Origin of the sequence: Lentzea sp. NPDC058450 (genome assembly GCF_042721395.1) — a bacterium.
In the GTDB taxonomy this organism is placed as follows: Bacteria; Actinomycetota; Actinomycetes; order Mycobacteriales; family Pseudonocardiaceae; genus Lentzea.
On the sequence record NZ_JBHXLO010000034.1, the window covers coordinates 1 to 24,049 of the forward strand.

General features: G+C 69.4%; 26 protein-coding genes. 21 read left to right on the forward strand and 5 right to left on the reverse strand.

The window, feature by feature from the left end:
• Positions 1-287: 287 nt before the first annotated feature.
• From ACFWNN_RS36865 to ACFWNN_RS36920, 12 genes are all read left to right on the forward strand, one after another.
• Entirely contained in the window at positions 288-1,274 is a 987-nt protein-coding gene (locus ACFWNN_RS36865) for a bifunctional oligoribonuclease/PAP phosphatase NrnA (RefSeq protein WP_382444587.1), read from the forward strand.
• Positions 1,271-2,404, forward strand: a complete 1,134-nt coding sequence (locus tag ACFWNN_RS36870) for an ROK family protein (protein ID WP_382444588.1) — start codon at positions 1,271-1,273, stop codon at positions 2,402-2,404. Before ACFWNN_RS36865 ends, ACFWNN_RS36870 begins: the two co-directional genes overlap by 4 nt.
• A gap of 50 nt (positions 2,405-2,454) precedes the next feature.
• The gene (locus ACFWNN_RS36875; RefSeq protein WP_382444589.1) at positions 2,455-3,756 is read left to right on the forward strand and encodes an MATE family efflux transporter; all 1,302 of its coding nucleotides are present in this window, start codon (positions 2,455-2,457) and stop codon (positions 3,754-3,756) included.
• 139 nt (positions 3,757-3,895) lie between these two features.
• Positions 3,896-5,221 carry a nitrate/nitrite transporter gene (locus ACFWNN_RS36880; protein ID WP_382444590.1) on the forward strand — a complete coding sequence of 442 codons (1,326 nt, stop codon included), beginning with the start codon at positions 3,896-3,898 and terminating at the stop codon, positions 5,219-5,221.
• An 11-nt stretch (positions 5,222-5,232) separates the two neighbouring features.
• Positions 5,233-6,120: a tRNA pseudouridine(55) synthase TruB gene (gene truB, locus ACFWNN_RS36885; RefSeq protein ID WP_382444591.1), complete on the forward strand. Its 888-nt coding sequence runs from the start codon at positions 5,233-5,235 to the stop codon at positions 6,118-6,120.
• Positions 6,121-6,226: 106 nt separating this feature from the next.
• Positions 6,227-7,159: a bifunctional riboflavin kinase/FAD synthetase gene (locus ACFWNN_RS36890; protein WP_382444592.1), complete on the forward strand. Its 933-nt coding sequence runs from the start codon at positions 6,227-6,229 to the stop codon at positions 7,157-7,159.
• 84 nt (positions 7,160-7,243) lie between these two features.
• A complete protein-coding gene (locus tag ACFWNN_RS36895; RefSeq protein ID WP_382444678.1) occupies positions 7,244-7,726 on the forward strand; it encodes a helix-turn-helix domain-containing protein in 483 nt (160 codons plus the stop codon).
• Positions 7,727-8,018: 292 nt separating this feature from the next.
• Positions 8,019-8,288, forward strand: coding sequence for a 30S ribosomal protein S15 (gene rpsO, locus ACFWNN_RS36900; RefSeq protein WP_045318466.1), 270 nt, complete (start codon positions 8,019-8,021; stop codon positions 8,286-8,288).
• A 229-nt stretch (positions 8,289-8,517) separates the two neighbouring features.
• On the forward strand, positions 8,518-10,758 hold the full coding sequence (locus tag ACFWNN_RS36905) for a polyribonucleotide nucleotidyltransferase (RefSeq protein WP_382444593.1): 2,241 nt from the start codon (positions 8,518-8,520) through the stop codon (positions 10,756-10,758).
• A gap of 65 nt (positions 10,759-10,823) precedes the next feature.
• Positions 10,824-12,158: a M16 family metallopeptidase gene (locus tag ACFWNN_RS36910; RefSeq protein WP_382444679.1), complete on the forward strand. Its 1,335-nt coding sequence runs from the start codon at positions 10,824-10,826 to the stop codon at positions 12,156-12,158.
• Entirely contained in the window at positions 12,155-12,892 is a 738-nt protein-coding gene (gene dapB, locus ACFWNN_RS36915; RefSeq protein ID WP_382444594.1) for a 4-hydroxy-tetrahydrodipicolinate reductase, read from the forward strand. The genes ACFWNN_RS36910 and dapB overlap by 4 nt, the downstream gene beginning before the upstream one ends.
• Positions 12,889-13,326: a tetratricopeptide repeat protein gene (locus tag ACFWNN_RS36920; RefSeq protein WP_382444595.1), complete on the forward strand. Its 438-nt coding sequence runs from the start codon at positions 12,889-12,891 to the stop codon at positions 13,324-13,326. The genes dapB and ACFWNN_RS36920 overlap by 4 nt, the downstream gene beginning before the upstream one ends.
• A 74-nt stretch (positions 13,327-13,400) precedes the next feature.
• Here the strand turns inward: ACFWNN_RS36920 and ACFWNN_RS36925 are convergent, their stop codons facing one another.
• A complete protein-coding gene (locus tag ACFWNN_RS36925) occupies positions 13,401-14,606 on the reverse strand; it encodes a winged helix-turn-helix domain-containing protein (protein WP_382444680.1) in 1,206 nt (401 codons plus the stop codon).
• A gap of 69 nt (positions 14,607-14,675) precedes the next feature.
• On the opposite strand from ACFWNN_RS36925, the gene ACFWNN_RS36930 reads away from it, so the two are divergent.
• Together ACFWNN_RS36930 and ACFWNN_RS36935 are read left to right on the forward strand one after the other, a co-directional pair.
• Complete coding sequence (locus tag ACFWNN_RS36930) at positions 14,676-15,218, forward strand: GNAT family N-acetyltransferase (RefSeq protein WP_382444596.1); 543 nt, start codon at positions 14,676-14,678, stop codon at positions 15,216-15,218.
• A gap of 30 nt (positions 15,219-15,248) precedes the next feature.
• Positions 15,249-15,746, forward strand: a complete 498-nt coding sequence (locus ACFWNN_RS36935; RefSeq protein ID WP_382444681.1) for a hypothetical protein — start codon at positions 15,249-15,251, stop codon at positions 15,744-15,746.
• An 85-nt stretch (positions 15,747-15,831) separates the two neighbouring features.
• Here ACFWNN_RS36935 and ACFWNN_RS36940 read toward each other — a convergent pair whose 3' ends face one another.
• Together ACFWNN_RS36940 and ACFWNN_RS36945 are read right to left on the reverse strand one after the other, a co-directional pair.
• Positions 15,832-16,710 carry an SRPBCC family protein gene (locus tag ACFWNN_RS36940; protein ID WP_382444597.1) on the reverse strand — a complete coding sequence of 293 codons (879 nt, stop codon included), beginning with the start codon at positions 16,708-16,710 and terminating at the stop codon, positions 15,832-15,834.
• Entirely contained in the window at positions 16,707-17,249 is a 543-nt protein-coding gene (locus ACFWNN_RS36945; protein ID WP_382444598.1) for a helix-turn-helix domain-containing protein, read from the reverse strand. Before ACFWNN_RS36945 ends, ACFWNN_RS36940 begins: the two co-directional genes overlap by 4 nt.
• A gap of 129 nt (positions 17,250-17,378) precedes the next feature.
• Here ACFWNN_RS36945 and ACFWNN_RS36950 point away from each other — a divergent pair, with 129 nt between their 5' ends.
• Genes ACFWNN_RS36950 through ACFWNN_RS36960 form a run of 3 tightly spaced genes read left to right on the forward strand, consistent with a single transcriptional unit; the run spans position 17,379 to position 19,490 of the window.
• Positions 17,379-18,362 (forward strand): aldo/keto reductase, encoded by a 984-nt coding sequence (locus ACFWNN_RS36950; protein WP_382444599.1) that lies wholly within the window; start codon positions 17,379-17,381, stop codon positions 18,360-18,362.
• 6 nt (positions 18,363-18,368) lie between these two features.
• Positions 18,369-18,977: a TetR family transcriptional regulator gene (locus ACFWNN_RS36955; RefSeq protein ID WP_382444600.1), complete on the forward strand. Its 609-nt coding sequence runs from the start codon at positions 18,369-18,371 to the stop codon at positions 18,975-18,977.
• A gap of 18 nt (positions 18,978-18,995) precedes the next feature.
• Positions 18,996-19,490: a hypothetical protein gene (locus ACFWNN_RS36960; RefSeq protein ID WP_382444601.1), complete on the forward strand. Its 495-nt coding sequence runs from the start codon at positions 18,996-18,998 to the stop codon at positions 19,488-19,490.
• A gap of 28 nt (positions 19,491-19,518) precedes the next feature.
• On the opposite strand, the gene ACFWNN_RS36965 is transcribed toward ACFWNN_RS36960, so the two are convergent.
• Together ACFWNN_RS36965 and ACFWNN_RS36970 are read right to left on the reverse strand one after the other, a co-directional pair.
• Positions 19,519-20,427 carry a DUF4097 domain-containing protein gene (locus tag ACFWNN_RS36965; RefSeq protein WP_382444602.1) on the reverse strand — a complete coding sequence of 303 codons (909 nt, stop codon included), beginning with the start codon at positions 20,425-20,427 and terminating at the stop codon, positions 19,519-19,521.
• A gap of 5 nt (positions 20,428-20,432) precedes the next feature.
• Positions 20,433-20,948: a toxin-antitoxin system HicB family antitoxin gene (locus ACFWNN_RS36970; protein ID WP_382444603.1), complete on the reverse strand. Its 516-nt coding sequence runs from the start codon at positions 20,946-20,948 to the stop codon at positions 20,433-20,435.
• A 68-nt stretch (positions 20,949-21,016) separates the two neighbouring features.
• On the opposite strand from ACFWNN_RS36970, the gene thyX reads away from it, so the two are divergent.
• The 4 genes from thyX to ACFWNN_RS36990 all read left to right on the forward strand — a co-directional run bounded on the left by thyX (position 21,017) and on the right by ACFWNN_RS36990 (position 24,049).
• Positions 21,017-21,721, forward strand: a complete 705-nt coding sequence (gene thyX / locus ACFWNN_RS36975; protein ID WP_382444604.1) for an FAD-dependent thymidylate synthase — start codon at positions 21,017-21,019, stop codon at positions 21,719-21,721.
• Positions 21,722-21,725: 4 nt separating this feature from the next.
• On the forward strand, positions 21,726-22,127 hold the full coding sequence (locus ACFWNN_RS36980; RefSeq protein WP_382444605.1) for an ACT domain-containing protein: 402 nt from the start codon (positions 21,726-21,728) through the stop codon (positions 22,125-22,127).
• 71 nt (positions 22,128-22,198) lie between these two features.
• The gene (locus ACFWNN_RS36985; protein WP_382444606.1) at positions 22,199-23,641 is read left to right on the forward strand and encodes a protein kinase; all 1,443 of its coding nucleotides are present in this window, start codon (positions 22,199-22,201) and stop codon (positions 23,639-23,641) included.
• 3 nt (positions 23,642-23,644) lie between these two features.
• Positions 23,645-24,049, forward strand: a complete 405-nt coding sequence (locus ACFWNN_RS36990; RefSeq protein WP_382444607.1) for a hypothetical protein — start codon at positions 23,645-23,647, stop codon at positions 24,047-24,049.

Genomic DNA, 24,049 nt, shown 5'->3' on the forward strand with positions numbered 1-24,049 from the left:
GCCCAGAACCGAACCCGCACATCCCGAGACACCTTCGGAACACCCACACAACCCTCCAACCAGGAGCGTTGCAACGACCCACTGACCCCAAGGAGTCAACTTCCGAGGGGACTCCTGCGTCAGCCTGCCCTCGCTGCCTCTGACCAGGGGTGATGTGGGCCTGTGGGGCTGTCGTGGGCCGGGGTGGGACTGTCCTCGTGGCACGTTGCCGCAGGAATCGGATGGAAACTGTCTTGTCTGAGGGTGCCGTACCGCACTTCGGGACCGTTAGCGGCTAACGTCTCCCTGTGGCAGACGACCTGAGCACCACCATTGCCGAGGCCGCGCGGTTGCTGGCCGACGCCCGTGATGTGACCCTGCTGAGTCACATCAATCCTGACGCTGACACGCTCGGGAGTGCTTTGGCGGTGGGGCTTGCGCTGCAGCGGCGCGGGGTGGTGGTGCGGGTTGCCTTCGGGGAGCCCGAGGGTGTGCCGGAGAGTCTGAAGGCGTTGGACACCAACGGGCTGTTGGTGCATCGCGACGAGGTGCCTGCGGAGCCTGAGTTCCTGGTGGTCATGGACACCGGGAGTTTGCAGCGGCTTGGGCCCTTGCAGGATCGGGTGGCCGGGTGTCGTGGGCCCGTGATCGTTGTGGACCATCACGTGTCCAACACGCGGTACGGGACGTTGCACTGCATTGATGAGCACGCTGAGGCCACGGCATTGATCGCGCTCAAGTTGTTGGACGAGATGGGTGTTGAAGTCGACGAGCCGATCGCGCGGTGCATCTACGCGGGGCTCGTGACGGACACCGGTGGGTTTCGGAAGGCCGGGCCTGAGGCGCACAAGACGGCCGCGCGTCTTCTGGAGACCGGGGTGGACGCGTATGCCGTCACACGGCCGTTGATGGACGCGCATCCGTTCGCGTATCTCGGGATGTTGTCCCAGGTGTTGGCGAAGGCCGAGCTTGATCGGGCTGCTGCCGGCGGGTTGGGGCTGGCGCATGCCGTGGTGAGCCTTGAGGACGCTCGTGGGGTGCGGAGCGAGGAGGTGGAGAGCGTGATCGACGTCGTGCGCTCTGCTTCCGAGGCCGAGGTCGCGGCTGTGTTGAAGGAGTTGAAGCCTGGTTTCTGGTCCGTGTCGCTGCGGGCCGTGAGCCGGGTCGACGTTCGTGAGGTGGCGCAGGTGCTCGGGGGTGGTGGGCATCGGCTGGCGGCCGGGTTCACCTTCGACGGGGCCGCGGAGCAGGTCGTTGCCGCGCTGAAGGGCGCGTTGGAGCGGGTGGGGTCATGACACGGACAGGAAGCCCGCGGCTGCTGCGGGAGATCAACGACCGGGCCGCTATCGAGACGTTGTTGCGCACCGGTGCGATGACCCGGGCCGAGCTGGAGGAGGTCATCGGGCTGTCCAAGCCCGCGACCGCCCAGTTGCTGGCGCGGCTCGAGGAGGACGGCATGGTCGTCCGCACCGGGTTGCGTGGTGGTGGGCGCGGGCCACGGGCGCAGATGTGGGCCGTCAACGGCGGTGTGGGGCACGTGGCGGCGGTGGCGCTGACGCCCGAGCTGATCGACGTGGCCATCGCGGACATCACCGGCTCGCTGCTGGCCGAGCACAGCTCGCCGATGCCCAAGGAGAACACGCTCCAGGTCTTCCGGGAGACCGTGCAGAAGGCGGCGGCGCTGGCCGGGCTGAGCCTCGACGCGCTGTCGCACGTCGTCGTCGGCACGCCCGGTGCGGTGGACCCCTCGACCGGGCACCTCGGGTTCGCGCCGCACCTGCCGGGGCTCGTGGACGTCGACCTGCCGTCGACGTTGCGGGAGCTGCTCGGCACGTCGGTGTCGATCGAGAACGACATCAACCTGGCCGCGCTGGAGGAGATGAGCTCCGGCCGCGCGGTCGGGGTGCGCAACTTCGTGCTGTTCTGGCCCGCGGACGAGATCGGCTCGGCGGTCGTGGTGAACGGGACGCTGCTGCGCGGCGTCACGGGCGGCGCGGGTGAGATCGACTCGATGCAGGTGCCCGGTGGCCGCTACGGCGACCAGGTCGACAGCGAGGCGATCGTGGAGCTCGCAGCCGCGCACGGCATCAACGAGGCGTCCGGGCTGGAGGCCGTCGCGCACGCGCTGAACGCGGGCAAGGAGGGCAAGCAGTTCCTGACGGTGCTGGCGCATCGGATAGCGCTGGGCCTCGCGAACGTCGTGTGCGTGCTCGACCCGGAGCTCGTGCTGCTGTCCGGGCAGGTCGCGCACGCGGGCGGCGAGACGTTGTGCGATCTGGTGGCCGCCGAGCTGCTGAAGCTCGTCGTGCCGCGGACGCCGGTGTCGCTCGCGCAGATCACCGCGAACCCGGTGCGGTCCGGTGCGTTGCACTCGGCGCTCGCCGTGGCGCGCGAGCAGGTGTTCGGGTTGCCCCAACGGTCGTGAGTGGCCGTCGTCACCGGACGAAAGAGCTTCGCAAAGCTTAGGTTCGTCAGGTGGAGGATCGGGTTCCCGCTCGGCGGGTGATCGGGCTGGCGGTACCCGCGCTCGGGGTGCTGGCGGCGGAGCCGTTGTACGTGCTCGTGGACACGGCGGTCGTGGGGCACCTCGGGGCGTTGCCGCTCGCCGGGCTCGCGCTCGGCGGCGTGCTGCTCACGCAGGTGTCCACGCAGCTGACGTTCCTGTCGTACGGCACAACGGCGCGCACGGCCCGGTTGCACGGTGCCGGACGGCGTCAGGAGGCCGTCGAGGAAGGCGTGCAGGCGACGTGGCTCGCGTTGGCCGCCGGCGTGCTCGTGGTGCTGCTCGGGCAGGTCTTCGCGCGGCCGTTGGCGGAGCTGCTCGCGGGCAACGGCGCCGTGGCGGACGCGGCGGTGGAGTGGGTGCGCATCGCGTTGTTCGGTGCGCCGTTCATCCTCGTCACGATGGCCGGCAACGGGTGGATGCGCGGTGTCCAAGACACCAAACGGCCTTTGAAGTACATCTTGATAGGCAACGGCATCAGCGCCGTGCTCTGCCCAGCGCTCGTGTACGGCGCCGGGTGGGGGCTTGAGGGTTCGGCGATCGCGAACGTGGTGGCGCAGCTGCTTTCCGCCGGCTTGTTCTTCAAGGCGTTGTTCGCGGAGAAGGTGTCGTTGAAGCCGCATTGGACGGCCATGCGCGCGCAGCTCGGCATGGGGCGTGACTTGGTGTTGCGCAGCCTTGCGTTCCAGGCGTGCTTCATCAGCGCGGCCTCCGTGGCGGCACGGTCGTCCGTCGCGGCGTTGGGTGCGCATCAGGTCGTGCTGCAGTTGTGGACGTTCCTCGCGCTAGTGCTCGACTCGTTGGCCATCGCGGCGCAGTCGTTGGTGGGCGCGGCTCTGGGGGCGTCGAAGCGGCGGCAGGCGGAGAGGCTCGCCTGGCAGGTCACCCGGTACGGGCTGGTGTTCGGCATCGGGCTCGGGATCGTGTTCGCGGCGTTGATCACCGTGCTGCCGCGGGCGTTCACGACGGACGCCGGGGTGCTCGGCGAGATCCCCAACGCGTGGTGGTTCTTCGTTGCGCTGCAACCGATCGCGGGCGTGGTGTTCGCGTTGGACGGTGTGCTGCTGGGGGCCGGCGACGTGAAGTTCATGCGCACGGCGACGCTCGGCTCGGCGGTGATCGGGTTCCTGCCGCTGGTGTGGGCCTCGTACGCGTTCGGGTGGGGGCTCGCCGGGATCTGGACGGGACTCTCCGCGTTCATGGTGCTGCGGCTCGTGGCCGTCGTGTGGCGCACCCGGTCGGGGGAGTGGGCGGTGGAGGGCGCGGTCCGGTAGCCCTCGTGTGAGCAGGCACACCGGCGGTGAGCCCCGAACGGGCGCTGTGTCGGACTTCACGGCATGAAATCGTTACCAAGAAGGTTGTTTAGGCGATGTAACTAATATCTGCCCGCCTCTGACCTGGGAGAGTGTCGCCGTGCCGCCGGTCGATCGCGCCACCCGAACCTCGTGGCTGATCTGGACCACCGCCGTCTTCGTCTACTTCGCCGCCCTGTTCCACCGGACCACGCTCGGCGTGGCCGGCCTGGAGGCGAGCGAACGCTTCGGGCTCGGACCCGCTCAGCTCGGTGTGTTCACCGTGCTGCAGATCGGTGTCTACGCCCTCATGCAGATTCCCACCGGCCTGCTCGTCGACCGCTACGGGCCGCGCCGCATCCTCACCGTCGCCGCGTTGCTGATGGGCACGGGCCAGCTGCTCTTCGCCATCGCCGACTCCTACGCGCTGGGACTCACCGCACGCGCGGTGCTCGGCATGGGTGACGCGATGACGTTCATCAGCGTGATCCGCCTCGTCGCGACGCACTTCCCGCCGCGTCAGTACTCGCTGGTCGTCGCCGTGACGGCCACGATCGGCGGTTTCGGGAACCTCGCCGCCACCGTGCCGCTGACGCTCCTGCTCGGCTCGGTCGGGTGGACCTGGGCGTTCCTCGTCGCGGGTGGCCTGACCGCCGCGTACTCGGTCGTGGCGTTCCTGCGGGTGCGGGACGTGCCCACCGGGTTCACCGCGCCCCGGCCGGAACCCGTGCCGTTGCGCAGGATCTGGCCGAAGGTGCGGCAGGCGTGGAGCGTGCCCGGCACCCGGCTCGGCTTCTGGGCGCACTTCAGCACGATGTCGACGCCCGCCGTGATCGGCCTGCTGTGGGGCTACCCGTACCTGGTGCAGGCGCAGGGCATGTCCCCGAACGCCGCGTCGTCCACGCTCGGGCTGCTGGTCGTCGGCGGCATCGTGACGGGCCCGATCGTCGGTGGCCTGTTCTCCCGCAACCCCGAGTGGCGCATGCCGATCGCGGTCGGGTTCCTCGGCTTCGCGTTCACCGGGTGGGCCGTGCTGCTGCTGTGGCCCGGCGGGCACGTGCCGGCGCCCGTCATCGCCGTGGTGTTCCTGGTGCTGACCGTGGGCGGGCCGATCTCGGGCGTGGCGTTCGCGCTGGCCCGCGACTACAACCCGTCGCACCGGCAGTCCACGGCGAGCGGCCTGGTCAACGTCGGCGGCTTCCTCGCGGTGACGGTCTCGGCGCTCGGCATCGGTGTCGCGCTGGACCTGCTGGAGGGCGTGCTGGCCCCGGCCGCGGCGTTCCGCGTCGCGCTGAGCTTCCTCGTGCTGGTGCTCGTGTTCGGGGGCTGGCGGATGCTCGTGTGGTGGCGCCGCGCCCGTGCCGCGGTGTTCGAGGCCGAGGCGCGCGGCGAGATGGTGCCGGTGCAGATCCGGCGTCGTCGCTGGGACGCTCTGCGCGTCGCTTAAGATTTGCCGCCGTGAAACCCTCTGTTGCACCGGGCCTGGTCGTCGTCGACAAGCCGGACGGCATGACCTCGCACGACGTGGTGGCACGGGTGCGCAGGATTCTCGGCACCCGCAAGGTCGGGCACGCCGGCACCCTCGACCCGATGGCGACCGGCGTGCTCGTGCTCGGCATCGAGCGCGCCACCAAGCTCCTCGGCCACCTCGCCCTGGACAGCAAGGCCTACCTCGCGACCATCGTGCTCGGCGCGTCCACCACGACGGACGACGCCGAGGGCGAGGTTCTGTCCACTGAGGACGCTTCCGGCGTGGCCGACGACGCGATCGCGGCCGAGATCGCGAAGCTGACCGGCCCGATCCAGCAGGTGCCGTCGTCCGTCTCGGCCGTGAAGATCGACGGCAAGCGCGCCTACGCCCGCGTCCGCGCCGGCGAGGAGGTCGAGATCCCCGCGCGCCCCGTGACCGTCCACCGGTTCGACGTGCTGTTCTCCCGCCGTGAGGACAAGCAGGTGCTGCTGGACGTGATGGTCGAGTGCTCCTCCGGCACGTACGTGCGCGCGCTGGCCCGTGACCTCGGCGCCGCGCTGGGCGTCGGCGGGCACCTGGGGGCGTTGCGGCGCACCAGGGTCGGGCCGTTCGACCTGCGGGTGGCGAAGACCCTGGCGCAGCTGGAGGAGACGCCGGGGCTGTCGCTGGACCTGGACGCGGCCGTGGCCACCGCCTTCCCGCGCCGGGAGATCGACCCGGCCGAGGCGTCGGCGTTGTCCCACGGGCAGCGGTTGCGGGCGGGTGGGATCGACGGGACGTACGGGGTGTTCGGGCCGGACGGGCACGTCATCGCGCTGGCCAAGGACGAGGGCACCGCCTGCAAACCCGTGGTGGTGCTGAGCCCGGCCGGCTGACGACACGCCGAACGCGCCTGCGGGCTCGTGCCCGGGTTCCGCCCGGACGGAACGCCTCGCGAGGCAGGCGGGCGGTCCCCGGCGGCGCCGTCGTAGGCTGATCACCGTGCAACGCTGGCGCGGACTAGATCACCTCCCCGGCGGCTGGGGCCGCTGCGTCGTGACCATCGGCGTGTTCGACGGTGTCCACAAAGGCCATCAGGCCCTGATCGGGCGTGCCGTCGGGCTCGCTGAGCAGCGTGGCCTGCCGAGCGTGCTGATGACCTTCGACCCGCACCCGTCCGAGGTGGTGCGGCCGGGCAGTCACCCCGCTCAGCTCACCACGTTGCGGCGGCGGGCCGCGCTCGTCGAGGCGCTCGGGGTGGACCACTTCGTGGTGGTGCCGTTCAGCCTGGAGACCAGCCGGATGCCCGCCGACCAGTTCGTGCACGAGGTGCTGGTCGAGAAGCTGCACGCGGCGGCTGTCGTAGTGGGTGAGAACTTCACCTTCGGGCACAAGGCGTTGGGTAACGTCGCCCTGCTGCGCCAGCTCGGGCAGCGGTTCGGATTCGTGACCGAGGGGGCTGATCTGGTGTCCGCAGAAGAGGTGACGTACTCGTCCACGTACATCCGCGCGTGCATCGACGCGGGGGACGTGAAGGCGGCGGCCGAGGCGCTGGGGCGTCCGCACCGGCTCGAGGGGATCGTCGTCAAGGGCGACGGGCGGGGGAAGGACCTCGGGTTCCCGACGGCCAACCTGTCCACGCCTAAGTTCGCCGCTGTGCCGGCGGACGGCATCTACGCGTGCTGGTTCACCGACGCCAAGGGCAAGACGCTCAGGGCCGCCGTGTCGGTGGGGACCAACCCGACGTTCTCCGGCAAGGAGCGCCGCGTCGAGGCGTTCGTGCTGGACGTGGACGAGGACTACTACGGTCAGCGCGTGTCCGTCGACTTCATCGAACGGCTGCGCGAGATGGAGAAGTTCGACTCCGTCGAGGCACTTCTCGAACAAATGCATCGAGATGTAGACCGAACGAGGGAACTGTTGCACGAGTCGTGACCGTCAGATTGGGCGAAGCGGACGTCCGGGCGTCCGCGGCCTGGCAGGATGCGGGTCGGAGTGCTGGCTACTGGAGAGGCCAAGGTGGAGGACCACAAGATCGTTCAGCGCAACCTCGCCCTGCAACGGGAGTGGTACGGGGAGCCTCTGGGTGACCGGGTGCGGCGGTTGGTCGTGGCCTTCAACGTGTCCCAGGCCCAGCTCGCGGACGTGCTGGGGATCAGCGCGCCGATGCTGAGCCAGGTGATGAGCGGCCGCCGGGCCAAGATCGGCAACCCCTCCGTGCTCGCCCGGCTGATCATGCTGGAGCGCAAGATCCTCACGCCCGACGTGGCGACGGGCGCTCCGGACGCGTTGCAGCGCGCGCTCGACGAGGTGCGCGAGTCCAAGCCGACGGTGTCGCGCGACTCGTTGCCGGTCAACGGCGACGAGAGCGTCGCGTACCCGGTGCTGCGCCGCGTCGCGGACCGGATGGAGCTCCAGCAGGCCGCGGACCTGCTCACCGAGGACTTCCCGGCGATCGCGGAGCTCTTCCGCCGCGCGATCAGGGCCGCGGGTCCGCGCTGAACCGGGTCCGCCGGGAATTCACGGCGAATTAAATGAGTTGGCATCAGCGGACACACCGACCACAATTCGGTTCACGCACCTAATGGTGCCGTGCTCGTGAGCAGCGCCGACGGCGTCCGGCCATCCGTGGATCGGGTGGGGTTGCGCACGTCAGCGCGCCGCTGAGCGTCGTGCCTGATAGCCTTCGCAGTTGGGTCTGGCTGCGGTCCGTGGCGGCCAGTACCGGCTACCCCGGCCAGCAATTCGGCGGGCGTGGGGCCGCACGGACCTGAACAAGTAGGAGAAGTACCTAGTGGCACTGTCCACGGATCAGAAGAAGTCCATCCTCGGCGAGTACGGTCTGCACGACTCGGACACCGGCTCCACCGAGGCCCAGGTGGCCCTGCTGAGCAAGCGCATCGCTGACCTCACCGAGCACCTGAAGCAGCACAAGCACGACCACCACTCCCGCCGTGGTCTTCTGCTGATGGTCGGCCGTCGCCGCCGTCTGCTGAACTACCTGACCAAGGTGGACATCAACCGCTACCGCGCGCTGATCCAGCGCCTCGGTCTGCGCAGGTGATACTTGCCGAGGGGGAGTGACCGGCCGGTCACTCCCCCTCGGCGCACAACCGGGTGTATACAGATCCCTGGTTGCAAAGAGGAACGAACAGGACCCGCATCGCGCGAAGCAGTTATCGCCGGTCCTCGGTAGTGGTTCCCTGGTGGAAGACGCCCCAGGGGACTTCGATCGAAGACCGGCCTCGTCAAGACGCGTGTGCGGTGTCCAAAAGACGAGGAGTAACAAGTAAATGACGGACATCGAGGTCCACGAGGCGACTGCCGTTATCGACAACGGCAAGTTCGGCTCGCGCTCCATCCGCTTCGAGACCGGGCGCCTCGCGCGTCAGGCCGCCGGCAGCGTGGTGGCGTACCTGGACGACGAGACCATGCTGCTGAGCGCCACGACGGCGTCGAAGCACCCCAAGGAGCACTTCGACTTCTTCCCCCTCACGGTGGACGTCGAGGAGCGCATGTACGCCGCGGGCCGCATCCCCGGCTCCTTCTTCCGGCGTGAGGGCCGTCCGAGCACGGACGCCATCCTCACCTGCCGCCTGATCGACCGTCCGCTGCGCCCGTCCTTCGTGGACGGTCTGCGCAACGAGATCCAGGTCGTCATCACCGTGATGAGCCTGAACCCGAAGGACCTGTACGACGTCGTGGCGATCAACGCCGCGTCCGCGTCGACGCAGCTCGCGGGTCTGCCGTTCTCCGGCCCGATCGGTGGCGTCCGCGTCGCTCTGATCGAGGGCCAGTGGGTCGCGTTCCCGACCCACGAGCAGCTCGAGAAGGCCGTGTTCGACATGGTCGTCGCGGGCCGCGTGGTCGACTCGGGCGACGTCGCGATCATGATGGTCGAGGCCGAGGCCACCGAGAACGTGATCGACCTGATCGGCGAGGGCGCCACCGCCCCCACCGAGGAGGTCGTGGCCGCGGGTCTCGAGGCCGCGAAGCCGTTCATCAAGGTCCTCTGCGAGGCCCAGGCGCAGCTCGCCCAGGTCGCCGCGAAGGCCACCGGTGAGTTCCCGACGTACCCGGCCTACCAGGCCGACGCGTTCGAGGCCGTCGAGGCGTCCGCGTCCGGCGAGCTCGCGCAGGCGCTGACCATCGCGGGCAAGGCCGAGCGCGAGTCCAAGCTGGACGAGGTCAAGGCCGCCACGCTGGAGAAGCTGGCCGAGCAGTTCGAGGGCCGCGAGAAGGAGATCGGCGCGGCGTTCCGCTCGCTGACCAAGAAGCTCGTGCGCCAGCGGATCCTGCGCGACAAGGTCCGCATCGACGGCCGCGGCCTCACGGACATCCGCGACCTCGGTGCCGAGGTCGCGATCATCCCGAGGACGCACGGCTCGGCGCTGTTCGAGCGCGGCGAGACCCAGATCCTGGGTGTCACCACGCTGAACATGCTGCGCATGGAGCAGCAGATCGACTCGCTGTCTCCCGAGACGCACAAGCGCTACCTGCACCACTACAACTTCCCGCCCTACTCGACCGGTGAGACCGGCCGCGTGGGTTCGCCGAAGCGCCGCGAGATCGGCCACGGCGCACTGGCTGAGCGCGCTCTCATGCCCGTGCTCCCGAAGCGTGACGAGTTCCCATACGCGATCCGCCAGGTGTCCGAGGCGCTGAGCTCCAACGGCTCCACGTCGATGGGCTCGGTCTGCGCGTCCACCCTGTCGCTGCTCAACGCGGGTGTCCCGCTGAAGGCGCCGGTCTCCGGCATCGCGATGGGTCTCGTCTCCGACGAGGTCGACGGTGAGACCCGCTACGTGGCGCTGACCGACATCCTCGGTGCCGAGGACGCGTTCGGCGACATGGACTTCAAGGTCGCGGGCACCAAGGAGTTCGTGACGGCGCTGCAGCTCGACACGAAGCTCGACGGCATCCCGTCCGAGGTGCTGGCGCAGGCGCTGGGCCAGGCCCGCGACGCGCGCTACACGATCCTCGAGGTCATGGCCGAGGCCATCTCCGACCCGGACGAGATGAGCGCCTTCGCGCCGCGCGTGACGTCGGTCAAGATCCCGACCGACAAGATCGGCGAGGTCATCGGCCCGAAGGGCAAGATGATCAACTCGATCACCGAGCAGACCGGTGCCGACATCTCCATCGAGGACGACGGCACGATCTACGTCGGTGCGGCGGACGGCCCCTCGGCCGAGGCCGCGATCGGCATGATCAACGCGATCGCGAACCCGCAGCTGCCGAAGGTCGGCGAGCGCTTCCTGGGCACCGTGGTGAAGACGGCCGCGTTCGGCGCGTTCGTCTCGCTGCTGCCCGGCAAGGACGGCCTCGTCCACATCTCGAAGCTGGGCAACGGCAAGCGCATCGCGAAGGTGGAGGACGTCGTCAAGGTCGGCGACAAGCTCCGCGTCGAGATCGCCGACATCGACCAGCGCGGCAAGATCAGCCTCGTCGTGGTGTCCGAAGAGGACGCCGCGAAGCCGGCTGACGCTCCCGTTGCCGAGGAAACGCCTGTTGAGGCGGCTCCCGCGCAGTGAGTGCGACAGACAACAACGTGACGGCCGCGGGTGCATCCACCCGCGGCCGTCCGCGTACTCACACGCTGGGACACCTCCAGAAGCCGGGCAGCACCCGCGTGCTGGAGGCGTCCGCCGGGTCCGAGGTGCGGCGCAGCATGCTGCCGTCGGGCCTGCGCGTCATCACCGAGCGCATCCCGAGCGTGCGGTCCGCGTCGGTCGGGCTGTGGGTGCAGGTCGGGTCGCGCGACGAACGGCCCGAGGTCGAGGGTGCCGCGCACTACCTGGAACACCTGCTGTTCAAGGGAACCGCGCGCCGGTCGGCCGCGGCCATCGCGGAGGAGATCGACGCGGTCGGCGGCGAGCTGAACGCGTTCACCGCGAAGGAGCACACCTGCTACTACGCGCACGTCCTCGACGAGGACCTGCCGCTGGCGGTGGACCTCGTGGCGGACGTGGTGTTCGAGGCGATCTGCGGGCCGCGTGACTTCGAGACCGAACGCGGTGTCGTGCTCGAAGAGATCGCGATGCGCGACGACGACCCCGAGGACCTGCTGCACGACGCGTTCATCGAGGCGTTGTTCGGCGGGCACGCGCTCGGCCGTCCGGTGCTGGGGACCGAGAAGTCCATTCAGGACATGGAACGCGACGCGCTCTACTCGTTCTACAAGAAGCGCTACACGTTGCCGCGCATGGTGTTCTCCGTCGCCGGCAACATCGAGCACGCCCACGTGATGCGCCTGGTGCGCAAGGCTCTCGGCGACCGGCTGTCGCGGGAGGGCAGCGCGGTCGTGCCGCGGGCAGGCCGTGCGCGCATCGCCGACGCGCAGAAGCTCGTGCTGCACACCGATGACACCGAGCAGGCGCACATGATGCTCGGCATGCGCGGCCTGGACCGCCACGACGAACGCCGGTTCGCGCTGAACGTCCTGAACGCGGCCGTCGGCGGTGGCATGAGCTCGCGGCTGTTCCAGGAGGTGCGCGAACGCCGTGGCCTGGCCTACCAGGTCTACTCGTCCGTGGGCCTGTACGCCGACACGGGCACGTTCGCCGTGTACGCGGGCTGCCAGCCGGACCGTCTCGGCGAGACCGCGGGCGTCATCCGCGAGGTGCTCGTGGACGTGGCCCGCGGCGGGCTCTCCGACGCGGAAGTGGCGCGAGGCAAGGGACAGCTGCGCGGTGCGCTGGTGCTGGGCCTGGAGGACACCAGCTCCCGGATGTCGCGCATCGGCAAGTCCGAGCTGAACTACGGCGACCACCTGAGCGTGGAAGACACCCTGGCGCGCATCGACGCCGTGTCGGCCGAAGAAGTGGCGCTGCTCGCACGTGATCTGCTGCGCCGCCCCGTCGCCGCGGCGGTGGTGGGACCTTACGATCACGCCGACGATCTGCCGGACCAGGTACACGAGGTGATTGCATGATTCGCGTCGGAGTTCTCGGCGCGCGGGGCCGCATGGGTTCCGAGGTGGTCCGCGCCGTCGAGGCGGCCAAGGACATGGAGGTCGTGGCGGCGATCGACGCCGACGACCCGTTGTCCGCTCTCGTGGACGCGGGTGCGCAGGTCGTCGTCGACTTCACGCACCCCGACGTCGTGATGGGGAACCTGGAGTTCTGCATCAGCGCCGGAATCCATTGCGTCGTCGGCACTTCCGGCTTCGACGCGGGCAAGCTGGACGCGGTGTCGGCGCTGCTGGCCGCGCAGCCTTCGGTCGGCGTGCTGGTGGCGCCGAACTTCGGCATCGGCGCGGTCCTGTTGATGCGCTTCTCGGAGATCGCGGCCCGCTACTACGAGTCGGCCGAGATCATCGAGCTCCACCACCCGCGCAAGGCCGACGCCCCGTCCGGCACCGCGGCCCACACGGCCCGCCTGATCGCCGCCGCGCGGTCCGGCATGGACCCGATGCCCGACGCCACCACCGTCGAGGAACCGGGTGCGCGCGGCGCCGTCGTCGACGGCGTGCACGTCCACTCGCTGCGCATCTCCGGCATGATCGCGCACCAGGAGGTCGTGTTCGGCGGGGAGAGCGAGACCCTGACGCTGCGCCAGGACTCGTTGCACCGCACCTCTTTCATGCCCGGCGTCGTGCTGGGCGTGCGGGAGATCGTCGGTCGCCCCGGACTCGCCGTCGGCCTCGACAAGTACCTCGACCTGTGAAGGTCCGCCTCACCGTCGCCGCGCTGGTCGCGGCGCTCGCGGTCTACTTCGTGCTGCTCGCCGGCCGCGCCGTGGCCCTGATGCAGACCGGCGAGATCGTCGGCGTGCTGCTCGGGGTCGGGGTGCTGATCCTGCCGTTGCTCGGAGTGTGGCTCGTCTACTCGAACCTGCGGTTCGGGTGGGAGACCGAGAAGATGGCGCGGGAGCTGGAGGCGGACGGGCTGCTGCCCGACGTCTCGCACCTGCCGCGCCGGCCTTCCGGGCGGGTGGATCGGGACGCCGCAGACTCGTGGTTCGAGGAGCGGCGGGCCGAGGTCGAGGCGTCGCCTTCGGACTGGCGGGTGTGGTTCCGGCTGGCCTACGCGTACGACATCGCGGGGGACCGCGGGCGGGCTCGCGAGACCATGCGGAAAGCGATCGAACTGCACTCCTGACGGAAGCCCCGGGCCGACTGGTCCGGGGCTTTTGCGTTGCTGTGGAGGGTTGCGCCCCAAGCGTTCGTCAGCGGTCAGCCGGCGAGGACCGCCGTGATCAGGTCTGCGGCCAGGTCTCCCTTCTGCACCACCAGAACCTCCTCCAGCCCCAGCCACTCGGCCATGTGCTGCAACTCCGCAGCCAGTTCCGCCGCCACCCGAGGCCGGTCCACCCCGGGCTCCGCCCAGGCCGACTGCACGCGCAGCACCCCTGCCGCCCGGTCCGCCTTGATGTCGACGCGGCCCACCAGCTCACCGTCCAGCAGGAACGGGAACACGTAGTACCCGTGCACGCGCTTGGGTTCCGGGACGTAGATCTCGATGCGGTAGCGGAAGCCGAAGATCCGTTCGGTGCGGGCTCGCTCCCAGATCAGCGGGTCGAACGGGCACAGCAGCGCTCGCCCGACCACTCGCCGCGGCGCGCGCGCCTCCACGTGCCGGTAGCCGACGGCCTTCCAGCCCTCCACGGCGACCGGTTCCAGCACGCCGTCCGAGACCAGCGACGCCACGGCGGCCTGGGAGTGGCGGGGGTTGAGGCGGTAGTAGTCGCGCAGGTCTGGTTCCGTGGCCACGCCGAGGGCCACCGCCGAGCGCTGGATCAGTTCGCGGGCGCCGGATTCCGGGGTCCACTGTTGCGCCAGGACTTCGGCCGGGATGACGCGTTCGGTCAGGTCGTAGAGGCGTTCGAAGGAACGGCGGGTGCCTGTGGTCAGGACGCCCACGCCGAACAGGACCTCGCAGACCCGCTTGACCTCGGACCAGTCCCACCACGGGCCCTTGGAGCGCCCCGAGTCGCCCAGGAGGGCCTTTTCGAGGGCGCCCGCGCCGATGGGGCCCAGTTCCTTGACGGCAGCCAGGACCTCGTCGACGAGTTGGGGGGAGCGGTCGACGAGGGTCTGGTAGTTCTGCCACCAGCCTCGTTTCTTGGCTCCTGAGTGGAACAGCGGCCAGTCGGCCACCGGGACCAGGGAGGCCTCGTGCGCCCAGGTCTCCACGAGCATGCGGGGTTTGCGGGCCGAGTGGGTCCAGGCGGCCTCGTCGAGCAGGGTGGGGGCGTAGGAGCCCAGGCGGGAGAACAACGGCATGTAGTGCGCGCGGACGGCCACGTTGACCGAGTCGATCTGGAGCAGCTGCACGCGGGACAGGACTCGTTGCAGGTGTCTGCGGGTCGCCGCGGAGGGCCTCCCGTCGGTGAAGCCCTGGGCGCCCAGCGCGGTTCGGCGGGCCACGTCCGCACTCATCGTCTGCACGCGACGATGGTGGCACGCACCCCTGACAATTCCGGGACGAGGCGTCGATAGGCTGGGTTTATGGCCGACGCCGGCGTCCAGATCGCCACCGCTGCTGACCTTCAGGAGATCGTCCGCATCCATCGGGAGACTTGGCGGCTCGCTTACGCCGAGCTGCTGCCGAAGGACGTGCTGGACACGCTCGACGCCGACGAGGCGTGGTCCCTCGCCGTCCACAGCGGAGCCGTGCTCAAGGCGACCGAGGGGGAGTGGACCGTCGGGTTCGTCGTGGCCAGCAAGGCGCCGGACGAAGAGGTGGCCAAGGCGGACGGCTCGCTGCCCGACGACGCGGACACCACGGCACTCGTCAGCGTGCTCGTCGAACCCCGGTGGGGCCGGCGCGGGCACGGCACGCGGCTCGTCGCGGAGGCCGGCAGGAGGCTTCAGGAGACGGGCGCCAGCAGGGGGATCGCGTGGATTCCCGAGGCCGACAAGGCGTCGAAGAGCTTCTACGAACGACTGGGCTGGACGGGTGATGGCACGGTGCGCACGTTGGACGCAGGCGGGCGTCCGTTGCGCGAGATCCGGGTGTCCGGGGAGCTCGCCGTCCGACTCGACCTCTGAGATGTGTGTAGCCTCGGCCGGGTGCTCGCCTTGGTTGGCCTCACCTTCGGGGTCGCGCTCGGCTCAGCGATAGTCCCTCTCATCAGCATCGAGATGTTCGTCTTGGGACTCTGTGCGCGCTGGCCGGACACATCGTTCTGGGTCGTCGGCCTTTCGGTCGCGGTCGGCCAGGTGCTGGGCAAACTGCTGTACTTCTACGCCGCGCGCGGCGACATCCACCTGCCGAAGTTCATGCACCGCAAGAAGACCGGCAAGCCGTCGAAGCTCAGCCGCTGGTTCGGGCCCGGCACGCGGATGCACCGGTGGGGCGAGTGGATCCACGTGAAGTGCCGGGCGCACCCGAACTGGATGGCCGGCACCCACGGGGTGAGCGCGCTGGTCGGGGTGCCGCCGTTCATGGCGACGAGCGTGCTCGCCGGGCTGGCCGGCATGTCCACGCTGATGTTCGTGGCCACCGGCATGGTGGGGCGCTTCGCGAGGTTCAGCTTCCTCGCGGCCTCACCGGCCATCGTGATGGCCTGGCTCTAGCCGCGGACTTAAGAACCGACGATAGCCAGGCGTAAACAGGTGAGAGCCGAATGATCTGGCTCTCACCCGCCTGTTCCACGCCCGATCATTCGAGAACGAGCACCCCGTCAGGCAGTCCGGGCGCCTCGTAGGAGTGCCACATCGGCCGCCACGACGGCAGCTCCAGCATGCGGCGCATGTCCGCGAACCCGGACAGCCAGCCCAGCCAGCCGCCGTACGGCGGGTCGGTCACGTCGAAGCCGCTCTGCACGAACGTCAGCCGCGTCTTGCCCTCGGAGCCCTTCAGCTGCCAGTCGGCGACCATCCCGTCCGGGAACTCCAGCGTGAAGCGCTCCTCGTCCAGCGCGAGGATCTTCGCGGCGTGCGCTTCCTCGTCGAAGCTGCTCCCCATCGTCCACCGGCCGCCGACGTGCGGTTCGATCGCGCACCGCGCCCCGAAGTACCGCGCGAACACGTCCGGGTCGGTCAGCGCGTGGATGATCGCCGCGGGCTCGGCCGCGATGTCGACCTCGATCTTCTGCTCCGGCGTCGAGAAGTCGCACAACGCGAACACCGGACGGTTCTCGACGTGCTCGACCAGGTTCGCGAGCGACAGCGACCAGAACGTCTGGACGACCCCCGCCTTGCCCTCGTCCTCGATGGCCGCGCCCCAGTCCGGGAACGGCGACTGCGACGCCACGATCAGCGTCTGGCCGTCGCGCTCCTCCACGCCGAGTTCGATCGTGTACTCGGTGCCGTGCAGGAACCACGAGAAGCGCACGGACGACTCGGTGACGCCCAGCAGCTTGTGCCGGCCGCGTTCGCCCTCGGGCGTGTAGCGCCCCCAGAACTCGTACACGCCCTGCTCGAGGTCCACGTCGGCGTGCTCGGCGAGCCACACGCGCAGGTCGTCCGCCGTCGTCAGGGCCGCGAAGACGGCGGCGGGCGAGGCGGAGGTGCGGACTCGGGTGATTCCGGTGCTCATCGATCGTCTCCCTTGGGGTAGCAGGCGAGCGCGATGCGGAACGCATCCCCTTCCGCGCCGCCGTATCGGGTGAAGAGGTCCTGCAACGTCGTCTGCAGCTCGGCGAGGAACCGCGCGCGGTCCTCGGGCGGCACCCGGATCTCGCCGGACACGCCCACGGACGGCAGCTCGGTCGACCTGTCGAGGGCTGCCACGTCGACCTGGATCTGCTCGGCGAGGTCCACGAGATGCCCCAATGCCAGTTCGTCCCGCGACCCGATCCGGCCGACCAGACGCGGCGACAGCCAGTACGACCGCGCCACGGCCTGGTAGAGGCCTTCCTGGACGCCGCGCACCTTCCGTTCCGAGACCTGGGTGGCCAGACCGGCCTTGACCAGCTGCTTCACGTGGTAGTGCACGCGTTGCGGCGTCTGGTCGAGCACCTGGGCGACCTCGGTGCACGAGCGCGGCGCGGCGAGCTGCCGCAGCACCTCCACGCGCTGCGGCTTGAGCAGGGTCTCGGCCTGCTCCATCCGGTCCAGATAGATCACGTCTCTCATCGCAAAAATCACTTTGAACGTTCAAAACAATTTTGTCAATCACGCCAACAAAAATGGACTGACAGATATTGAAATCTGTCAGTCCAACGGGCATGGTGGAGGAGACCGAAGACAACGGAGGGGTTCGAAATGCAGAAGCGTCAGCTCGGAGCGACCGGTCCCGTCGTGTCCGCCATCGGCCTGGGCTGCATGGGCATGTCCAACGCCTACGGCCCGGCCGACCGGGACGAGAGCATCGCCACCGTCCGCGCCGCCCTCGACGCGGGCGTCACGCTGCTCGACACCGGCGACTTCTACGGCCAGGGCCACAACGAGCTGCTGGTCGCCGAGGCGATCAAGGGACGCCGCGACGAGGTGCAGCTCAGCGTCAAGTTCGGCGGACTGAGGGACGCGGACGGCGCGTTCATCGGGTTCGACACCCGGCCGGTCGCCGTCGCCAACTTCCTCGCGTACTCGCTGCAGCGCCTCGACACCGACCACGTCGACATCTACCGGCCGGCGAGGCTCGACCCGGCCGTGCCGATCGAGGACACCATCGGCGCCATCGCCGAGCAGATCGACAAGGGCCGCGTCCGCCACATCGGCCTGAGCGAGGTCGGCGCCGACACCATCCGCCGCGCGCACGCCGTGCACCCCATCGCCGACCTGCAGATCGAGTACGGCCTGCTGGAACGCGGCGTCGAACGGGAGATCCTGCAGGTCACGAGGGAACTCGGGATCAGCATCACCGCGTACGGCGTGCTGTCGCGCGGCCTGATCTCCTCCGCGCCGCTCACGCTCGACGGCGGCGACTACCGCAGCCACACGCCCCGGTTCCAGGGCGACAACCTCAGCAGCAACGAGGTCCTCGTCGCGAAGCTCCGCGAGATCGCCGAGGCCAAGGGCGTCACGGTCGCGCAGCTCGCGATCGCCTGGGTCGCGGCACGCGGTGAGGACGTGGTGCCTCTCGTCGGCACGACCAAGCGTGCGAGGCTGGAGGAGGCGATCGGTGCCGTCGGCGTGACGTTCACCGAGCGGGAACTGGACGAGATCGAGGCCGTCGTTCCGGTCGGGGCCGCCGCGGGCACGCGGTACCCGGCCCAGCAGATGGCGATGCTGGACAGCGAGAGGTGACGTGACGTGGCGGAGACGTTGACCGCGGAGGCGATCCTCGCGGCGACCGAGGAGGTCCTGCGCAGGTACGGCCCGGCCAAGGCGACGGTGGTCGACGTCGCCAAGGCGCTCGGGGTCAGCCACGGCAGCGTCTACCGCCACTTCTCGACCAAGGCCGCGTTGCGCGAGGCCGTGACGCGGCGCTGGCTCGACGCCATCCACGTGGAGATGGCGTCGGCGCTCGACCCGGCGGCGAGCGCGGGCGACAACCTGCGGGCCTGGTTGCAGCGCCTCTTCGACAAGAAGCGGCTCTCGCACTCCGGCGAGCCCGAGCTGTTCGCCACGTTCAAGGTGCTGGCGAGCGAGAGCGGCGCCGTCCTCGACTACCACCTCGGCCACCTGGTCGGGCAGATCGCGCGCATCATCCAGGCCGGAGTGGACACCGCTGAGTTCGTGACCGACGACGTCGACAGGACCGCGCAGGCGGTGTGGGACGCGACGCAGGTGTTCCACCACCCGGCGCACGCCCAGGAGTGGGGGAATCCTCACATTCAGGATGCGTTCGACGCCGTGGTCTCACTGGTCGTCGATGGACTGCGGTACAACCGAATCCCTAGTGCCACAGGCGATGCTTGAGGGTCACGGAGGTGAACGGTGCCGCCTGACGAGTGGATCGATCTGCTGGGAGCGCCCGAGAGGCGTCCGGACCCGGTTGACTGGGACGCGGTCAAAGCCCGGGCCGGCACAGCGCTGCCCAGCGACTTCGTGCATCTCGCCGAGGCCTATCCGCCCCTGATTGTGGGCGGTTACGTCCGCATCCTGCACCCAACAGCGCGTGCCGGTTTCATGAACTGGATGGCAACGGCGCCCAAGATGCTGCGGGCGCTGCGGCGGGCGCCCGGCCTGCGGGTGCACCCGGACCGGCCTGGGCTGTTGCCCTGGGGCATGACGGTCAACGGCGAGCACTGCCTCTGGTACACCCGGGGCGAGCCGGACGAGTGGACCGTGCTGATCACGGACATGCGCGAGAAGTGGTCCTACAACGGGAACTTCTCCAGCTTCGTCCGGAAGTTCCTGACGGCGGAGATCCGCTGCCCGCTCTTTCCGGATGACGTCCCCGGCGGCTCCAAACCGTTCCAGGAGCCCTGACCGGGGACGTCCTTACCCGACCCCCCGGTCAGCTCGTGGAAGACGCGGTCACCAGAGCGTTGCCGCTGCCCGTGCGGCCCGTGACCGACAGCGTGGCGTCGCCCAGCGGTTCCGACGACACGTCGAAGTCGCTGCGGGCGGTGCCGGACGTGGACACCAGGTCGATGCGCGCGAGCGTGCCCTGCCTGATGCCGACGCGGATGTGGCCCGAGCCGGTGCCGAGCTGCAGCTCCCCGGACGCGGCGTCGGCCACGGTCAGGTCACCGCTGCCGGTGCGCACCTGGACGTTGCCCTGCACGGCGCCCAGCCACACGTCACCGGTGCCGGTGATCAGCGTGGACGTGCCGCCGACGGATGACACCTCGACGTCACCGCTGCCCGTCTTGGCCTTCAGCGACGACAGCATCGTGCCCAGCCGCACGGTCCCGGCCCCGGAGTTCACCTTGGCCTCGCCGGTCGCGCGGTCCGCGGACACGCTGCCCGTGCCGGTGTTCAGGTCCAGCCTGCCCGCGCCGCCCGTCACGATGACGTCGGCCGCGCCGGTCCGTGATGCCACGTGCGACCCCACGGGGGCCGTCACCACCACCGAGAGCGGCACGGCGCGCAACGGCAGCGCCTTTGACGACTCGATGCGCAAACGGTTGCCCAGCAGTTCGACCCGTGCGTCGCGCACGGCCTCCTCCGGACCGGACGGGGGCGCCGCCTTGTCGGTGCCGAACTGGCCGCTGACCCAGCTCAGCACGTTCGACAGGCCCTCGGTCCACGAGTTGCCCGCGTTCGGGTCGTGGCGCACCTCGACGTGCACGCCGGGCGCGTCGACGAGCTGCACCTGCACCCGGCCGCTGAGCAGCGAGATGTCGATCTCGGCGACCCCCGCGAACTCGAAGCTCTGCTGGCGCACCACGCCGGCCGGCTCGCTGTCTGTCGGTTCGGTCATCCCGCTCACCCCTGCACCCATCCGCGGACCCGCGAGCCCGACCCGGTGTTCCCGCTCCACCCCTTGTGCCGCTGGTGCCTCTGCTTGCCGTGCACCGCACCGCCCACGGCCTGCTGGATGAACGAGTTCAGCGACACGCCCTGGGCGGCCGCGGCCTCCTCGGCCTTCGACTTGAGCTCGTTGATCATGCGCAGCGTGATGCGGCTGATGTCACCCGTGGCGTCACCGGCGCCAAAAAGTGGCACCTCCTGACGCGGGGCCGGTTCCGGCTCCGGCTCCGCGGACCCGGTGACGACCACCTGGACGTCCCTTCCCGCGAGCCGCACCTCCACGACCTGGCCGTCCAGGGAGGCGGTGACCTCCGCGGCGAGGTCGGCGAGTGCGTTCATGATTGCCAGTCGCGCGGCTGGCTCGAGCGCTGCGGACAACGCGGCGGCCGTTCGACGGGTGTTCTCGTCCCCCGCTGACGCGGCCGTCGCCAGGTCCTCGCGCAGTGACGCGATGTACGGCGACAGATCCATGACACCACTATGACGTCACATCCGACATCGCGCAACCAACTCGTGGTGTCAGGGCTAATGTCGGCGACATGCCGAGAGTGCGCTTGGTGGCGAAAACCGAGTTCATCCCACCGGACGACGTGCCGTGGACGACCGACGCGGACGGTGGCGCCGCGCTCGTCGAGTTCGCCGGCCGGGCCTGCTACCAGTCGTGGGACCGCTCGAACCCGATGACGAACACCAACGCGACGTTCCTGCACCACCTGCTCGACGTCGGCCACCTCGCCGCGTTCGAGCACGGCAGCGCGTCGCTCTACCTGACCGAGCTGTCCCGCTCGCTCACCCACGAGCTGATCCGGCACCGGCACTTCTCGTACTCGCAGCTCTCCCAGCGCACCGACCCGACCGACGTCGTCGAACCGGACCTGATCGCGAAGGACCCGGAGCTGCACGCGCGGTTCGTCGCCGCGACCGAGGCGAGCCTGAAGGCGTACGAGGACCTCGTGCAGAGCCTGGAGAAGTCCGTCAACGGCCGGCGCGCACGGCAGATCGCCCGGTCCGTGCTGCCCAACGCCACGGGCACCGAGATCGTCGTGACGGGCAACTACCGCTCGTGGCGGCACTTCATCGCGATGCGCGCGACCGAGCACATCAACGTCGAACTGCGCGAGCTCGCCGTCGCGTGCCTGCGCGAGCTGACCAAGGCCGCGCCCAACGCGTTCGCCGACTTCGTGATCTCGACACTCCCGGACGGCACAGAAGTTGCCTCCAGCCCGCTGGTGGTTGAAGGCTGAGCGCATGAAGCGGCTCATCGTGGACGTCCGGCCCGGCGAATACGCGGTCACGCGCCTGGCACCGGACGCGCCGGTCCCCAGCGGGCTGCTCGACCTCACCGGCGTCCTGGTGTCCGTGACCAGGACCCCGGCCGAGCTGTCGATCATCGGGCCCGCGTCGTTCGAACTGGACGGCGAGGCGGCGGAGAAGGGCTGGCGGCTGCTCACCGTGCGGGGGCCGCTGGAGTTCACCCTCACCGGCATCATGGCCGCTCTCGCGGGTGAACTGGCGGCGGCGGGCGTCTCGTTGTTCGCGCTGTCCACATACGACACCGACCATCTGTTGGTGAAGCAGACCGACTTGGGCCGTGCCGTGGTGGCGTTGCGTGCCGCAGGTCACGAACTGGTTGTAGCGCCGGAAGCTTAGGAACCGATCCTCCAGTTGGCGGGTCTCAAGTACCGTCAACGCCCCCGGTTCCGAGGTTGTAGGAGCGCACGTTGCACGGACAGGCAGTCGAACCGCGCGTCATCGCCGGCCGGTACGCCCTGGTGGCGGAGCTCGGCCGCGGCGGCATGGGCATCGTCTGGCGCGCCCAGGACCGGCACATCGGGCGCTTCGTCGCCATCAAGGAACTGCACCTGCCGGACGGCATCGCGCACGAGGAACGCCGTGTGCTCGAAGAGCGCGCGCTCCGTGAGGCACGCACGGCGGGCAAGCTCAACGACCCCGCCGTCGTCACGGTCTACGACGCGATCAACGAGAACGGCACGACGTACATCGTCATGGAACTGGTCGAGGCGGCCACGCTGTCGACGTTGATCAGCGTGCACGGCCCGATGCCGCCGAACCAGGTCATCTCGATGGCGCTGCAGGCGCTGTCCGCGCTCGAGACCGCGCACCAGGCCGGGATCGTGCACCGCGACGTGAAGCCCGGCAACCTGATGGTCCGCCCGGACGGCAAGCTCAAGCTCACCGACTTCGGCATCGCCCAGGCCGTCGACGACCCGCGCCTGACCACGAGCGGCAGCCTCATCGGCTCGCCCGCCTACATGGCGCCGGAACGCATCCATGGCCACGAGGCCGGTCCCGCGTCCGACCTGTGGGCCCTGGGCGCGACCCTCTGCTACGCCGTCGAGGGCTGGAGCCCGTTCGAACGCTCCTCCACGGCCTCGACGCTGCACGCGATCATGAGCGAGACGCCGCGGCTGACCCGCGCGACGGGCGTGCTCGGCGCCGTGATCACCGGCCTGCTGATCGCCGACCCGAACGCCCGGCTGTCCGGCCCGCAAGCCCGCGCGATGCTCTCCAGCATCGGCAACCAGCCGACGCCGCCCACCGGCATCTCGCCCCAGCAGACGCAGCAGTACCAGCAGGCCCCGGCCGTCGACCCGGCGAAGAAGAAGCGCAACCGCATCATCGCGTTGGTCGGCGCGGTCGTCATCGCGGCGGCGGCGTTCACCGGCGGCATCTTCACGAACAAGGCGTTCAACACTCCCGGTGGCAGCAGCGGCAGCACCGCGCTGACGTACGGCGAGGGCGCGGAGATCCCGGTGTTCGGCCTGTACGAGAACACCTGCGGCCTCGGTGAGGTCGCGCCGGCCAAGCTGCTCAACTCCGACACCCGCGAGGAGTGCGACAAGCCGCACGACTTCGAGGTGTTCGACGCGATCGACACGCTGCCCGTCGCCTCCAACCTGCCCGACGCCGCATATCCCGGAATCGACTCCCTGAAGAGCCTCGGGGTGGCACGCTGTGAGATGACGCTGAACTCGCCCTGGATCAAGGACGGTTCGAAGCTCAAGCTCACCACCCTGGTTCCCAGCGAGAGCTCGTGGACCAAGGACAAGAGCGGCAACGCGGAGCGCAAGATCTGGTGCCTCGCGGGCGCCAAGGACGGCAGCAAACTGGACGGCACCATCAGTGCGAAGAAGGACAACTGACAAGTGAAGCGACGGATCATCTCCGCGTTTTTGGTCCTCGGTGCGACAGCCGCCCTCTCGGCGTGCACCAGCAACGAGGACAAGTTCGTCTCCGAGCTCAAGGCCGCAGGTTTCAGCAACCCCGGTGAGCCCAGCACGGAGACCGAGTCGAAGTCCAAGAAGATCGGCAAGCGCACGATCAAGTCCAAGGACAAGACCATCGAGGTGATGGTCAACGTCAAGGGCTGCGAGCTGGAGTTCGCGAAGACCTCGGGGCAGTCCGGCTACTGGCTCGACGAGCTGCACGTCAACGGGCAGGAGCCCGACTGGCCCGGCTACCCCGAGAACCTGAAGCGCGACCAGGTCGAGAAGCTCCTCGCGGACAACTCGTCCAAGCCGGCGGGCTTCAAGGACTGCTACAAGCCGTAG

Bases quoted from the DNA above. Each gene is read 5' to 3' on its own strand.
- ACFWNN_RS36930 (WP_382444596.1), top strand. From the start codon at position 14,676: ATGGCCGACGCCGGCGTCCAGATCGCCACCGCTGCTGACCTTCAGGAG.
- ACFWNN_RS36965 (WP_382444602.1), bottom strand. From the start codon at position 20,427: ATGACCGAACCGACAGACAGCGAGCCGGCCGGCGTGGTGCGCCAGCAG.
- ACFWNN_RS36925 (WP_382444680.1), bottom strand. From the start codon at position 14,606: ATGAGTGCGGACGTGGCCCGCCGAACCGCGCTGGGCGCCCAGGGCTTC.
- ACFWNN_RS36980 (WP_382444605.1), top strand. From the start codon at position 21,726: ATGAAGCGGCTCATCGTGGACGTCCGGCCCGGCGAATACGCGGTCACG.
- ACFWNN_RS36945 (WP_382444598.1), bottom strand. From the start codon at position 17,249: ATGAGAGACGTGATCTATCTGGACCGGATGGAGCAGGCCGAGACCCTG.
- ACFWNN_RS36870 (WP_382444588.1), top strand. From the start codon at position 1,271: ATGACACGGACAGGAAGCCCGCGGCTGCTGCGGGAGATCAACGACCGG.
- ACFWNN_RS36970 (WP_382444603.1), bottom strand. From the start codon at position 20,948: ATGGATCTGTCGCCGTACATCGCGTCACTGCGCGAGGACCTGGCGACG.
- ACFWNN_RS36950 (WP_382444599.1), top strand. From the start codon at position 17,379: ATGCAGAAGCGTCAGCTCGGAGCGACCGGTCCCGTCGTGTCCGCCATC.
- dapB (WP_382444594.1), top strand. From the start codon at position 12,155: ATGATTCGCGTCGGAGTTCTCGGCGCGCGGGGCCGCATGGGTTCCGAG.
- thyX (WP_382444604.1), top strand. From the start codon at position 21,017: ATGCCGAGAGTGCGCTTGGTGGCGAAAACCGAGTTCATCCCACCGGAC.
- ACFWNN_RS36940 (WP_382444597.1), bottom strand. From the start codon at position 16,710: ATGAGCACCGGAATCACCCGAGTCCGCACCTCCGCCTCGCCCGCCGCC.
- ACFWNN_RS36905 (WP_382444593.1), top strand. From the start codon at position 8,518: ATGACGGACATCGAGGTCCACGAGGCGACTGCCGTTATCGACAACGGC.